8 protein-coding genes are annotated in these 15036 nt (G+C 39.0%); 4 read left to right on the top strand and 4 right to left on the bottom strand.

Annotated features, from left to right (window positions below; translation table 11 throughout):
- Window positions 1-302: 302 nt before the first annotated feature.
- From BR73_RS27440 to BR73_RS0112675, 4 genes are all read right to left on the bottom strand, one after another.
- Window positions 303-2585, bottom strand: a complete 2283-nt coding sequence (locus BR73_RS27440; protein WP_051685181.1) for a M56 family metallopeptidase — start codon at window positions 2583-2585, stop codon at window positions 303-305.
- Window positions 2586-2606: 21 nt separating this feature from the next.
- Window positions 2607-2972 (bottom strand): BlaI/MecI/CopY family transcriptional regulator, encoded by a 366-nt coding sequence (locus tag BR73_RS0112665; protein WP_033165816.1) that lies wholly within the window; start codon window positions 2970-2972, stop codon window positions 2607-2609.
- A 510-nt stretch (window positions 2973-3482) separates the two neighbouring features.
- Window positions 3483-6170: a glycoside hydrolase family 3 N-terminal domain-containing protein gene (locus BR73_RS26785; protein ID WP_051685182.1), complete on the bottom strand. Its 2688-nt coding sequence runs from the start codon at window positions 6168-6170 to the stop codon at window positions 3483-3485.
- 133 nt (window positions 6171-6303) lie between these two features.
- Window positions 6304-9651 carry a hypothetical protein gene (locus BR73_RS0112675; protein WP_033165817.1) on the bottom strand — a complete coding sequence of 1116 codons (3348 nt, stop codon included), beginning with the start codon at window positions 9649-9651 and terminating at the stop codon, window positions 6304-6306.
- Window positions 9652-10092: 441 nt separating this feature from the next.
- Here BR73_RS0112675 and BR73_RS0112680 point away from each other — a divergent pair, with 441 nt between their 5' ends.
- The 4 genes from BR73_RS0112680 (at window position 10093) to BR73_RS0112695 (ending at window position 14825) form a co-directional block, all read left to right on the top strand.
- Window positions 10093-11028, top strand: a complete 936-nt coding sequence (locus BR73_RS0112680; RefSeq protein WP_033165818.1) for an ABC transporter permease subunit — start codon at window positions 10093-10095, stop codon at window positions 11026-11028.
- Between the two features lie 10 nt (window positions 11029-11038).
- Complete coding sequence (locus BR73_RS0112685) at window positions 11039-11950, top strand: carbohydrate ABC transporter permease (RefSeq protein ID WP_081848647.1); 912 nt, start codon at window positions 11039-11041, stop codon at window positions 11948-11950.
- Window positions 11951-12029: 79 nt separating this feature from the next.
- Window positions 12030-13592 (top strand): DUF3502 domain-containing protein, encoded by a 1563-nt coding sequence (locus BR73_RS0112690; protein ID WP_033165819.1) that lies wholly within the window; start codon window positions 12030-12032, stop codon window positions 13590-13592.
- A gap of 207 nt (window positions 13593-13799) precedes the next feature.
- Window positions 13800-14825, top strand: coding sequence for a LacI family DNA-binding transcriptional regulator (locus tag BR73_RS0112695; protein WP_033165820.1), 1026 nt, complete (start codon window positions 13800-13802; stop codon window positions 14823-14825).
- Window positions 14826-15036: the final 211 nt, after the last annotated feature.

Consider the following 15036-nt stretch of genomic DNA (forward strand, 5'->3'; position numbering starts at 1 on the left):
TCCTCTGACAACAAAGGGGTGAGCTTATAAATCCGATATGTTACTATAAATCATAATTAAAAATAGAAAGCTTAGTATTTCTGGTTTCCTTATGTAAATAACTAGTACTGCCTTGTATAAATCCAGCTTAATAACAGCACTTGATATTTTCGCTGAGGCAAGGCGAAGGAATGAAGCGTAGCGGCTCCTGCTCCTATATTGATTGACGACAACGCAGTATCAGCGGAAATAACAGGTGCAGAATTAAGTGATATTTATGCATGTAATACACAAAATTGAATCTAATTGCCTTTCTTTTCTTCTTATTGTTTTATGGTTACATCTTCTAAGCCGTATTTCTTAAGATGCTCTTTTAAATTGGCTTCCATAATCTTTTGTAATTCAGTATTATTGCTATAGTTGTTAATAATCTTGTCGGCTAACCCTGGTATCTCCTTATTGGATTCGGGGGTTGTGCAGAAATCTCTGATGGACGTCTTAAAGTAACTTCCATCTGCAGCTTCACTATAATTTTCCTGATAATAATTGCCATCAGTGTCCTTACGGTAAGTGATTGCAACCGGAATGATACTACTGCCGTTGACAGATAGATTTAAACCATAAAGATTGTAATAGGAATAGTATATGGTTGCAAAAACTTTTATTCTGGTACCTTCGGAATAATAATCCCAAATATATGGAGCAAGGATAAGAAAACCTAACTCCTTGTTTTTATGCATTTCTGTTTCTGATTCGTATACAAGCTTTAGAATTGGATCTTCTCCTTCGTAGGTATAATTTGGAAGTGTGGTTGCAGGTATAATCTTAAGTGTACGGAACCACTCCGTTGGTGTAAGACTGGCAGCAGCGGAATTTGATCTGTCTCCGAGGATTTCGTTGCTTAAGTGCATCATAAGTTCACCTTTTATAGTATCACCCTCACCCTTTTGGAAGCAGGTCAGCATATAAGAAAGAGCTGCGTCGCCGTATTTTAAGATGTTCTCATATTCCAAAGGATATTTATCAATAATCTTTTGCACGACTAAGGCAGTGTTACTATAGGGCAGAGGTGTAGAAAGCATAATTTCTAAATTATCCTCCACCACTTGCGCTGTATTTAAATTTGGCTGCAACAGATAGGAAAGAATCATATAGTCCTTTAGGGTGAGTGGAATCTGATTGCCTGATTTTCCTATTTGTATATAAGCATTGCCTTCCTTTGAAAAAAAATAATAATCCCTAAAAGAATCCTCTGAGGTTGCAGTTATTCGATAATAACGGTCCAATAATTCCGGGTCAGTTCCTGGACTGTAATAGGAACTAGCCGATAGCTGAAAGGTTAGCCTGTTTAAATAATCTATTGTTTCGTCAGAGATTAATACAATTGTAACCTCTACTGGAGGAGCACCTTCTAATCTATTGAAAGAAGTTATTTTATAGGTGGTTCTATTAATGTTGTCCGTAGTAATTGAATCCTGCTTGTTTTCTGAAGGCTGACTAAAATTATTTTCTAGGTTATCAGAATTACTATCAGATACAGGTTCAGCAGTTGCAGCAGTAACCTCAGAGATATCCTGACTATATTCTGATTGTTCTTTTGTGTTTTTATTGATGTCTGTTTTGGTATCATGTTTTGGATCTGTAAGCAGAGTAACAGCAATCAGTAATATAATTGTAACTGAAACGGAAGTAATCCAGAGAACAGGCCGTTTATAAGATAATATATTTTTTACTCTTGTTTTCAAACCGGTCTCACCAAAAGCTAAAGGAGTGATAAAATAAGTCTTAAAGGATTTTTTTCTGCAGCTCATTTGAAAAAGAGATGTTGAATAAGCTGCTTTGATTTCCTCGCCCATTATTTTTATAACCGCTTCATCGCAGCTCATTTCCATATCTCGTTCCATAAGCCGGAAGGAAATCCAGACCAGTGGATTAAACCAATGAAGGCACAAGGTTATATGCCACAGCAGTTTGATAAAATGATCGAATCTCTTAATATGGGTTTGTTCATGAAGAATAATATATTCCTTTTCCGTTTCTGAAAGGTTAGCCGGCAGGTATATTTTAGGTGAAATAATCCCATATACAAAAGGTGAAGTTAAAGCTTCGGCAGTGTAGATATTATCCTTTACGCGGCAGGATGTACGCAGGATTAACTTTAAACGCAGCGCAGAGAAGCTTCCTGTTAGCAGCATCAGAGCCATACCAATACACCAGAGAAGCTCAGTGAGAAACATCAGAAACTGCATGGGATTAATGCTGGCATTTGGTGTGGCTGCTGGCAGGCTCTGGTTCACGGTAGCAGTTACAGGGGGAATATAAAGATTCACCTCAGGGGTTTCCTGATAACCAATGTTATAAGGAACAGGCTCCATAACGGAAGCTGTATTGTTCTCTTTTGCAAAAAGGTTGAAGATGCTAACGGAGCTTTCTATGGTTACCGGACATAAGAGCCGGAATAATACGAAAAACCATAGAGCATAAGAGAACACCTTCGGAAGCTTCTTGAAGAAAATTCGGATAAAAAGGACCGTGAAGATTACCACAGAAGAAGTAATTGACATATTAAGGATAATATGAAACAGAGATTCATTAAAAATTGACATTCAGTTCTTTACCTCCCCTAATTATTTCATCTTATAACGGTCAATGAGTTCTTTGATTTCGTTTGCCTCTTTCTCCGACAGACTGCCATTTCCAAGAAAGGCTGTGATAAACCGGGGCAAGGAGCCGCCAAAGCTCTTCTCCATTACTTCACGGCTTTCATATTGTTCAACTTCTTCCCGCTTGACCAGTGAAGACACAATTGAGCCTTCGTTCTTCAGGATATTGCGGTTACATAATTTCTTTAATACAGTATAGGTTGTTGTACGTTTCCAGCCTAATATCTGTTCTGTTATCTTTGCAAGTTCACCCGATTGAATGGGTTCATGCTCCCATACTATACAGGCGAAACGGTATTCGGCATCATATAACTTCAAGTCTTTTTCCAATTCTTAAACCTCACTTTAATTATTGTCTGTCTATTGCAATAGACTATTTATGAGTAGTCTATCACAATAGACAGTATCGGTCAAGGTAGTTTGTTAAATTAATTTATTTTTAAATGTAGAAGAGTTTATTTATTTTAGAAGGATTTAGTTTCGGGTTGTTTCACTTTTTAAAGTTGTTTGAGAGAGCAAGGCACGAACTTGGAGGTGTCATAATTCCATACTTCTGAGTTGCAAGATAGATTAAGGCAAAGTGGAGCCACAGATTTTCAAACCTGCTTTAGTATATTAATAAGCGAATACACGAAAAATGACCCAGAAGCATTTAACATGCTTTCTGAGCCATTTTTCCGGATGATTTAGGTACCTTGATCTGAAAGAAAGCGACTAAAATATCTTGGGGTATTACCTAAACAGTATTAATAATTATTTGTATTATAAAGTATTGTGGGTCAATACAGAATAAACTTTAGCCACTAAAAGCTTTAAGTAAATGAAGATTTGAGAAAATTATCAGTTATTTGTTTCTTCCCAGTATTTCTTACAGCTGTTGCTGTTCATTACAAAGTGAAGGAATCTGACGGCTGATATTCTCAGGTCTGCAAGGGTAACTCGACCTTCTTTATAACCTTTTAGTACCTGGCTTATAACAGGAGGACCTCCGGGCATAATAATATCATTTCCAGCAGCGATGGCATCCGCACCATCCACAACAATGTCCATATCACCCCAGTCAGTTACGACAATACCTTCGTAACCCCATTCTTCTCTTAAGATACCTTCACAGAGTTCTTTATTACCGGCAGCAAAAACACCATTGATTTTATTAAAGGAGGTCATGATAGTGGAAACCTTGCTGTTCTTTACGACTATTTCAAAAGGCTTTAAATACAGTTCTCTGGCTGCACGTTCCTCTACGATGGAATCAAGGGCATCAAAGGAATTCTTCGTACTGCCTCTTCGGTAAGTTTCCTGTTCATTTAAGGCAAAGTGTTTCGGACAGGTGGTTACGCCTGCTTCTTCAGCTCCCAGAGTAATATAGAGTCCGCAGAAGCCGGTGTGTCTGGGATCTTCGGAATAATATTCAAAGTTACGGCCACCAATGGGATTTCTCTGCAGGTTGATTCCTGGTGCAAGCCAACTGTCAACCTGTAATTCCAAAGCTTCAGTGGCACAGGCAGCGCCAAATTCCTGCAATAGTTCGTTATTAAAGGTGCAGGCCATGGATATGCCTGTTGGCCAGGCAGTCATTTGAACTCCTGCAGGACCATCCTTGTAAAAGACGGAGGGAATTCCATATTTCTCAAGAGCTGGGGAAATATAACCTGGAAAACCTGTTGGATGAGTGGATACTGCGATGTCACTGCCATCTTTATATTGAATGGTAGAGGAATATTTGCCGCCCATCCCGCCAAAAGGCAGCCCGGGTCCATAGCCATTTAACAACACTGCCAGTTCTTCTGCAGATAGAAGGCTAACGAAAGCCTCCAGTGACAGGAGACCATCACTGACATCCTTTAAGGCAGGAAACTTTTTGCCATCCTTTATAAAAGAAGCTCCTTCGGTTGATGAGGAATTCTCAAGGGCGGATATGTCTGAGGAAAAATTCTCTAAGGAGGTTAAACTAGTACCGGCAATTGAAGCAGTTGAAGCAGTTGAAAAACTTGATTTATTTGTGTTACTGCCGTTCTTTTCAGGAAAGGCAGCTATATTTGAATCGAATATAGTTTGGTTAAGGGTAAGCAGGCAGGGAGCCTTTTCTTTTTCATCTGTCTCCCCTTCATAGGAGTAAGGAGTTGCATCTTTGTTGCTTAAGAAGGTAAGTTTATCCTTGTTAACAGGAGCAAGTCCCAGTCTGTTGGTAATATGCTCAGTAACGATTGTTTCTGTTACCTGTATCTTACCGATAATATGTGTGTTACGGGAGGAGTTACCCAGCCGAAGGAAGTAGGAACCTTTCTCAATAATATAGGCTGCAGAAGCTTCATCATAATTTGCCAGTTCCTTTAAGGAGAAGCTTAAGGTAAAATTCCTTGATTCTTTCGGTTTAAGTTCGGCGGTTTTAACATATGCCAATAACTCCTGATAGGGTTTTTCAAGGAGAAGGGCGGGAGCACTTACATAGAGCTGAAGAACCTCTTTGCCGGAATACTTTTCACTTTGGTTGGTCACTTTAGCATTTACCAGAAGATTATTACCTTCCTGACTTACATAAGAATTCTCTATGAGAAAATCCGCATAGGATAATCCGTGTCCGAAGGGATACATAACAGGGATGTTAAAGGTATCAAAGTACCGGTAACCTACATAGATTCCTTCTTTGTAAAGAGCAACCGGGCTCTTTGTAAAGCCGGTACTGTGATTATCAATTGCCGACAGTCCAAAATCTTCATAGGTCAGAATTGTTTCTGCTCTGTCTTTATCAGTGAAGAAAAGCTCCGCTGACGGATAGGCCTCATAGGAATAGGCCATAGTCGAGGGAAGTTTTCCGCTTGGAGTCACTTTACCGGTTACCACCTCTGCCAGCGCAGCAGCTCCCTGTTCACCGGCAGTACCAAGAAAAAGGATGGAGTTAATAGAAGAGTAAGACTGAAGCAGGCTTAAATCAATAAAGCCGTTTATGTTTAAAACCAGTGCTACCTGATTAAAATGAGAAGCAACTTTATGCAGTAATTCTTTTTCCGATGCAGTGAGATAGTAATCTTCATCAATTCTACGGTCACATTCTTCGCCACCGGAACCTCTGCCGAGTATTAAAACGGCAGTGTTGCTGGAGGGGATTTCAGCAATCAGTTCTGAGGGAACAGAGTATTCCTCAGCAGGAGCTTTATATTTTCCGAATATCTCATATATCATACCACTGTTTAAGAGTTCGGTGAACTTTGCCCGTTCTTCTTCGGGAGCAGGGGCTTTCTCCTTTTCTGCCTGCAGGGCACTGCGGTAGAATTCTTCAAGGTTTAAGTCAATTTTAAGTCCAGCCTTTTTGAATTCGTCAAGTATCAGTGTAGTATCCTCTGAGGAAGAGGCACCTGAGCCGCTTCCGCCAATCAGGGTATCCAACTGTGCACGTCCGAATACTGCAACAGGAGTACCGGGTTTTATAGGGAGCAGAGAATTCTCATTTTTTAATAGTACGATTCCTTCGGCAGCCAGCTCTTTTGCAAGAAGCAGTCTGGATTCCTTTGTAGCATAGATTTTCATTGAATTTCCTTTCTATATAAGTTGAATTTTGTAATTGCTCCTTCCAACTGCAAATTACCGGCTTCCATTTAGGCCTATTTGCAGCTGGAAGGATAGAAAGAACTTGCTTCAACTTGTATAAGGTACTTCGGATTTAAGGAAGCCTTACAAAAATATTAATTTCGGAATAATCCTTTTCCAGTGCGTTCTTATCTATTTTAATTCCGCCATTACGGTAAGGATTGGGTATTTCCTCTCCGGCTATAGGGGTTTCATCAGCATATACAGTTAAACGATCAGAATTAGTATCAGCATTTTTATCTGAATTTATATGGTAATGGAAAGTTACCTCCTTGCCAAAGCAATCAAGCTTAAGCTTTAAGCCGTTAAGTGCTGCTGGCAGTACAGGGTCCAGAATCAGGGCATCAGGCAGGAAGCGGATACCTAATATATTGGATACCAGCTGGTTTAAATATATTCCTGGTCCGCTGGAATATAGTCTCCAACCTGCTTTTACCGGGATATCACCGGACTTTAATTTGTCGAAGTTCTCGGCAAAATCGTATCTATCCATAAACATACCGTCGGAGCTGCTGAAATACATATTGCTCTGTCTTAAGCAGGCAGCGGGAACGGATTGCTTAATGAGAACAGGATTAATAGTAAATAAGCTGTCCCAGGCTGTAGTTCCATCGCCAAGCTTTGCGCAGGCCTCCAGGTAACGAATATGAGCATGGGTATATAAAAGGCTGATTTCTCTTCCTACGTTGGCAGCTTGTTCCGCTCTCTTAAAGAGTTTGCTGACACCACCCTTGTAGCTGGCAGGTCGGTTCATTAAGTGAACACCGTCAGGGAATTTCAATTCTCTGCCTATAAGCTCCATATTATGTTTAGCCTGACCTGGTGCAACCAGTTCCGCTATAATACTGCGGGTCATGGGAAGCAGCCGGTATTGTATGCCGGTTTCGTTATCCACAGGATGGAGCATATATTTGATATCTCCCTTATCATAACGTACAAAGCCGGGAATGATTTCATCTTTAATCAACAGGGAATTGAAATCTTTCTCAATCTTATCTGCATTTTCCGTTAGTTCATCAGCAAAATTCTTGTCAGTAGCAGCAAGTGACTTGCCAAGACGTCTCAGTGTCTGGTAGGCAAGTGCCACTGTCCAGGAGCTTACCAGATGCTCACGCATATTGGGATCCACCGGTTGGAGGGTATCATCCCAGTCTCCCCCAGCATAAGTGATAAGGCCGGTATCAGCTATAAAACGTTCCTTAATAGCTTCAAAGGCTTTCTTTATGTGTAAGAGCAGTGATTCCTTCGATGTCTTTTCATCTGCATAAGGAATAGTTTCCTGAAGCAGCTCATAATTACCGGAGGCCTCCAGGTAATCACCTATGCACTTAAGGGGCCAGAATACCACATCACCATGGCATTCTCCGGCATCGATGTTATAGCGGTCGAACATAAACCACTGAGGCCATTCACCGGTAGAAGCATATTGGTGTGAGAAAATGTTTAAAAGTACCTTGCCAGCAAGCTCATAGTTCTGTGTCATAAGGAAATATTCCATTGGACCCTGGCAGACATCCCGGGTTCCCCAGGCTGCACCGCCCGGCTGCTCTAAACCATGGGGAGAAGCAAAATGAATCATGGCATTATGGGTATACCACCAGGCGGTCTGATTCAGTATTTCCACACGGGCAGCAGTTTCTTCGTTACCAGCAGTTAAATGAAAGCTTCTGTTTAAAGAGCTGTAATAAGCTAAAGCAGCAGCCTTTTCCTCTTCAAAAGACAGACCGGGTATTTCCTCTGTAAAGTTACCGTCTGTTATACCTTTTATGATACAATTAAATTCTGAAGTCTCTTTTAAAGTTACGGTCAGGAAGCTCTCATCTCTGGTAAGGCCGTCATCATAGAAAATACGATCATCACTGATTTCCCATCTGGCACCCTGAAAGAGCATATCAAAGTGAAGTTCAGGGTATTCCTTCGATATATCCTTAAAACGTAAACCGTTTTTTAGCTTGTCAAAGGTTACTTCTCTGGAGTATTCATTTTCTCCCAATACCAATTGGTTTGTCAGGATAAAATCATAAGCTTTCTTCTGAAGACTTAAAACCTCAAGAACTACATTAGGGCTATGGGCAGCTGTATAAGAAGTAATTCTTAACATGTCACCCGGCAGAACATAATACCATCTCGCATAATTCATACCCATTTCAAAGAGAGCGGGCAGAGTTAACAATCTATAAGTGCCGGACAGCTTGATATACAAATGTTGACCGCAGTTTTTCTGAATATTCAAAAGTCCTCTTGAGGTAGAGATGAGCTTATGAAAGGATGTATTTCCAAGGATGGTCTGTCCGTTGAATAAACCATACATATAGGCTGTACTGGCCATGTTGTTGTGATTCATTTCAATTTCATTGCTATTATTACTGATTTCCTTTAGCACATCAGGGCAGGTCATAAATATTGTTCCGTGAGGACGCTCTGTACGAAGCTCTTTCTCCTTGGTTACAATATGACTGTGATCTTTTGTGAAGAAGGAAAGGAGGGTGTCTTCTTCATACTCCTCTAATACCCGTTCTGGAAAGAGTAAAGATATCTCTTTTTTTGTGAGGGAAGGAGAGGAATAAGGTGTACCAAACTCAGGTCTGATGGTAACGGCAGGGCAAGGATTTGTTGTCTCAGCTGTAAGGCTGTTATATGCATTTACTATTTCATCTTCGAACTCAACACCTTCAATAGCCTCTGGATGATTTTCTTTTGCAAGTCCGTAAAAAGCAGTTTTAACCGGTGCTGTTAAGGCAAATTTCTCTGTCTGAAGAGCTGTATAGGAGAATTCGAACTGATAGTTAACATCGGGGAGATCTTCAGTTAGCGCCTCCGGTATATCACTGTCTTTGTAGGAAGTCTTAAAGAACTGCATACCATCTGTAGCGTAATGAAGGATTGGAACACCGACGGAACCCTGTCGCAGATAGGGGTACTTGCCACCCTGATCCTGATTCTGTCTGGAGCATACGGTACAACCCTTCTCTGTGTGAAAAATGCTGTGTCCAAGATACTGTGCAGCATAGAGTTCATTGGTCAGAACACCGCCTACAGAAGATACGCCAATGTCCTGGCCGTATAATAAGTCTACAGTCTCTCCGCCACCTTTAAGACTAACTTCCCAGAACCAAACTCCCTCAAGCCCATGGAAAGTTACCTCGTAATGGATTCCTTCCACTGTTCCTGTATGGATAAGGGAGTTTTCTCCTTTTTTCAGAACAGAATTTGAGCGGATTCCTAAAAGAGGGTATGCGCTGACAGTATTATCTTTATAGACTCTCAAATATATGTTGTTTGGTGAGCCGTCTTTCGCATTTCCGCGAAACTCATTTAACATAGTGCCCTGATGGGTGAAATCAAAGATATCACCGGTGGGCAGAAAACGATAGGTTGTTTTACCCTTTTGAAACACATATAGGTTTTCAAATAACTTCATAGAGTCAGGTCCTTTCTACTTAAGCAATTACTGCATTTATTATGATCAATTTCCAGCAAAAACAGCTGTTGTTACTGAAAGTGAAAACGTTACCATAAATAATGGATTGTTGAAAATATTATATCGTTGACATGTATAATTGTCAATGGAAAGTCGATAATTCTATAATTTTATTTGTGCATATTTTTAGACATTATAATGAAGAAACAGGAAAAGTATAAACAATAACTTATAAAAACTAAAATATTTTATAAAAATAATAATGCAAAATATATTGACAAAGACCGAATGTAATATTATAATTTTCACATAAATTACAATTTGACTTGTTAATGGAAACGATTCCATGAAAGAATACCACAAAGAGTGGAGTAATTTTCATTGATTAAATGGTTACAATAGTAAGTATATCTAAAAAATGAATTGAAGGGTGGATTTTATATGGGAAAATTAACAATCCATTTTAAGAACTTCTTTCGCGAATTAAGGCGTAAGCGCATTTTGTTCTTAATGATTTTACCGGTTATTGTGTACTTTATTATTTTTGCCTACATACCTATGCCGGGTGCGTACATCGCATTTGTTGACTACAGTATAGGTAAGGGGATCTTCGGCAGCGATTTTGTCGGGTTAAAGAATTTTGAATTTCTGGCAAAGACAGGTGATTTGTGGCGAATCACAAAAAACACTTTAGTGTATAACCTTGCGTTTCTGGCTTTTTGTAACCTGTTCCAAGTTGCCTTTGCTATTATGATATCTGAGCTTGGAAGCAAATGGTTTAAAAAGATATCACAGTCTGTTATTCTGTTGCCGTATTTTATATCCATGGTTATTGTAGGCTTTTTTGCATATAACTTATTTAATTATGATCATGGTTTTATAAACACATTATTGATGAATATAGGACTTGAGAAACATGATTTTTATTCCGATCAGGGAATCTGGAAATACATTATTGTATTTTTTAAGGTTTGGAATCAAACAGGCTACGGTATGATAATATACCTGGCGACAATTACCGGTATCAGTGCAGATATTTATGAAGCTGCCGCCCTTGATGGTGCTTCTCCTATGCAGAAGATTCGTTATATCACCATACCGTTATTAAAGGCTACAGTTATATTACTCTTCCTATTCGGTTTAGGTGGTATATTAAAGGGTTCCTTTGATTTGTTCTATAACCTGATTGGTAATAATTCAGTATTATTCCCACAAACAGATATTATTGATACATTCGTATTCCGAAGCCTGGTAGGTCAGTTTAATTTCTCCCAGGGTGCAGCAGTTGGTTTCTACCAGTCAATTTTCGGATTGATACTCGTGCTGTTGGTAAATGCTGTCGTTAAGAAAATAGAGCCAGACAGCGCGTTGTTTTAGGAGGTGTCAAATGAGTGATTCGAAAAAGATAACAAATAGAAAACCAATGGGTAGAGACGAAAAAGTAATGAAAGCAGTCTTTTATATATTGGTCACAGTTTTTGCCTTAATATGCCTGTTTCCTTTTCTCTTGCTAATATCCTCATCCTTTATGAGTGAAAAAGAAATACTGACTGAAGGTTACAAATTAATACCAAATAAAATCAGTTTCAGTGCCTACAAATTTTTAGGTGGTAATATAACAAACCTTCTGAATGCGTATAAGACGACTATTACTCTTGCAGTAGTTGGAACATCACTTGGATTATTACTAATGTCCATGGCAGGTTATGTATTATGCAGAAATGATTTTAAATACCGTAATCAGATTTCATTCTTTATTTACTTTACAACACTATTCAGCGGAGGTTTGATCCCAAGTTATATATTGATGGTAAATGGACTTGGATTAAAGGATAATATCTGGTCTATGATATTACCCGGACTTATGGGGCCTTGGTCAATTTTTCTTATGAGAAATTTTATGAAGTCAATTCCGGATTCCCTCTATGAATCAGCAGCCATTGACGGTGCCGGAGATTTCAGGATTTACTGGAAGATATTTATGCCTTTATCAAAACCTTCCCTGGCAACTATCGGATTATTCTTAACACTTGGTTACTGGAATGAATGGTATAATGCCATGCTTTATATACAGTCTACCAATAAGTATCCTTTACAGTATTTCTTACAAAAGATAGTCAGCCAGGCTAATGTTCAGCTCCTTGTTCAGCAGGGATTAAGCATTAACACAGCAGATCTGCCGTCGGAATCTATAAAGATGGCAACAGCAGTAGCGGCAATAGGGCCAATAATTTTGGTATACCCATTTGTCCAAAAATATTTTGTAAGTGGCCTGACCATAGGTGCTGTTAAAGGGTAATTCAAGAAGGATGTACTTTTGATAATATGCTGCTTTGGTAGCTTATTATATATTTAAAAAAATATTAGGAGGAAATAACATGAAGAAAATTATTGCAATGTTATTAGTGGTAGTTTTGTCAATTGGAATGCTTGCAGGTTGCGGTAAGAACAACAATAGCAACAACAACAATTCCGGTACTACAGAAAACAATGGGGCTGAAACAACAGATAACGGAACCGTGGATACCTCAAAAGAAGTGAATCTTGTTCTTTACTTATGGGGCGGCGAAGGTGTTGCTAATAAGGAAATACTTGCTAAGTTAAATGAAAAGTTAAAAGCAAGCATCAATACCACCATTGAAGTTAAGTATATCGACTGGGGCGATATCGCAACGAAATACCCCTTACTGTGGTCTTCAGGAGAGCAGTTTGATATGGCTTATGTATCTTCCACTGCTAACGTTCCTTATTCTACACTTGTTAAGCAGGATGCGCTCTATGATATTACAGACCTGGTTTCTAAATACACACCTGCCTTAAACGAAGAGTTGGCAGATAAATGGAATAATGTAAAAGTTGACGGAAAAATCTATGCCGTACCAAATAATTATTCAGAATATACTGCATATGGTTTTGTAAGTCGTAAAGATTTAATGGATAAGTATGGCGTTACTTCTATCAGCTCCATTGCAGATATGGAGAAATACATGGATGCTGCAGTAGCTGATGGCTGGACTCCTTTAAATGGAAGTTCAAACTTAGCAAATGATCTATACAGAATGTTTATTGCGACTACCGGAGGATGGCTTAATGCACCAGGAATTCCTACCTCGGGATTATACTTAGTAGCTGATAAAGCGGATACCAGTAAGATTATACACCCGGCATTTACAGATGAATTCGAAGCATTTGCAGTTAAGATGAATGAGTGGGCTAAGAAAGGTTACTGGTCAAAGGATATTTTATCCGCATCACAGGATGACAAGGATAACTTCTATAACGGTTTGTCCGCAGGTTACATCAGTCATCAGCCTGACTGGACTGGTAATTACGGAAATCAGTTAAAAAAATTACCAGGTGTTGATTCTGAATTTTACAGCTTCCCCGAAGAAAATGGAAAGATTGTAAAGGCTACCGGTGTTGGTGCTGCTACAGCAATCAGCAAGAACTCCAAGTATCCTGAAAGAGCGTTACTGGTAATTGAAAAATTAATGACAGATAAAGAATGCTATGATTTATTCCAGTATGGTATTGAAGGTAGCCAGTATGTTTTAAAAGATGGTAAGATTACTCAGCCAGAAGGTTTTGATGCTACTAAAAACGGTGGCGGATTTGCTGCATGGGCATTCCGTACAGATGCTTTAAATATTCCTCAGGCTACTGAAGATCCACGTCGTTATACATTAAATGATGAATGGTCAAAAGTTGCTATTGATGATCCGTTTGTAGGATTTAGTTTTGATAGTACACCTATAACAACAGAGTTATCTATTATTTCCACTCTTGATTCTCAACTTGGTATCCAGATTCTTTTAGGCAAGACTTCACAAGACCCTAAAGAAGCAGTTGCTGAGTACAGGAAACAGCTTAAAGCTGCTGGAATTGATACTGTTCTGGATGAAGTAAACAAGCAGTGGTCTGCTTACAATGCATCTAAGTAAGATGTCTTAAGCTTAGTAAAAGTTAATAACTGGAAAAAAGGCAGGGATGCTCTTCCTGCCAATTTTCTGTTATCTAATAAGAAGTTATAGATTCTTTTAATGACAAAGCTTTTAGTATTGTGTATAATTAATAATTATGTAAAAATTTGTGGACATTAGGTTGCTTTAGTTTAGGATTTATAAATAATAAAAAATGGGATGAGGATTATGGAAGTAACGATTAAAGAAATTGCCAAGCTTTCAGGGGTAGGAATAACAACAGTATCAAGGGTTATAAATAATTCAGGACCGGTAAGTCCAAAGACCAGGGAAAAAGTCATGGCAGTAGTTCGGGAGTATAATTATATTCCCAATAACAGTGCAAGAAACTTAAAGTCCAATCAGTCAAAAAGTATTGCTCTTCTGGTAAAATCAATCACCAATCCTTTTTTCCAGAAAATGATCAATGTGATTGAACAGAAAGTTTCCTTACGTGGCTATCAGCTGATCATCCAAAATGTAACAAGACTCCAAAATGAGCTTGATATTGCAATTTCTGAAACAAAAGACAGAAATCTACAGGGTGTAATAATAATGGGAGGGTCCTTCAGTTATACGGAAGCGAAGTTCAAAGCTCTTAAGATTCCCTGTGTTTTTCTGACTGTTTCTGCAGGAGAGGAAATTCCCCTTGAAAGTTATTCCAGTGTTCGTATCAATGATGAACTGGAAGCCTTTAAGGCAGTGGAATACCTTATTTCCTTAGGACACAGGAGAATTGGATTTATCATGAATGCCCCCGGTGATGAAATGACACCGAACTCTTTGCGTTTTAAGGGTTATCTAAGGGCATTGGAACAATATAATATTCCTTTTGACTCCTCCTTGGTGGCATCGGAATTTTCATCCCTTTCAGGTTATGATTTCGGATTTAAAATGATGAAACAGCTCTTGGCACAGAATAAAGATATGACAGCCGTTTTTGCATTTGCTGATATCGTTGCTATCGGTGCTTCTAAAGCAATACTGACCAGCGGGTTAAAGATACCTGAGAACATTTCCATTATTGGTTTTGATGGTATCGAGGAGGCAGAATTCTATCATCCTTCTATCGATACGGTGTCTCAGCCGGCGGAACAGATGGCATTATCCAGTGTTGAGGTGCTTTTTGATATGCTTCAGGGCGGTGAGACAAAGCATATGGTATTTGACTCTTCGTTATTAAAAAGAGGGTCATGTATTGTAGTGCATAAATGATATGGGGTAAGGTGGTTTTTGGCAAGGGGACGGCAAAGTACTCAAAGCAGGAAAACCAATGCTTCAATTCCAAGGTATAAGAAGTCCTAATTCTCTGAATACTTTGCGCTGGGCATATGATAAAACAGATAACTCGCTTCGCTCAGACAATCTGTTTTATCATATAGCGCAAAATATTCAGAGAAAAGGACTTCTAATACCTTTCCATAGG

Origin of the sequence: Clostridium sp. KNHs205, assembly GCF_000702945.1 — a bacterium.
Lineage (GTDB): Bacteria > Bacillota > Clostridia > Lachnospirales > Lachnospiraceae > Anaerocolumna.

Coding starts and splice junctions, on each gene's coding strand:
- BR73_RS0112685 (WP_081848647.1), top strand. CDS start 11,039: ATGAGTGATTCGAAAAAGATAACAAATAGAAAACCAATGGGTAGAGAC.
- BR73_RS0112680 (WP_033165818.1), top strand. CDS start 10,093: ATGGGAAAATTAACAATCCATTTTAAGAACTTCTTTCGCGAATTAAGG.
- BR73_RS0112690 (WP_033165819.1), top strand. CDS start 12,030: ATGAAGAAAATTATTGCAATGTTATTAGTGGTAGTTTTGTCAATTGGA.
- BR73_RS0112695 (WP_033165820.1), top strand. CDS start 13,800: ATGGAAGTAACGATTAAAGAAATTGCCAAGCTTTCAGGGGTAGGAATA.
- BR73_RS27440 (WP_051685181.1), bottom strand. CDS start 2,585: ATGTCAATTTTTAATGAATCTCTGTTTCATATTATCCTTAATATGTCA.
- BR73_RS26785 (WP_051685182.1), bottom strand. CDS start 6,170: ATGAAAATCTATGCTACAAAGGAATCCAGACTGCTTCTTGCAAAAGAG.
- BR73_RS0112675 (WP_033165817.1), bottom strand. CDS start 9,651: ATGAAGTTATTTGAAAACCTATATGTGTTTCAAAAGGGTAAAACAACC.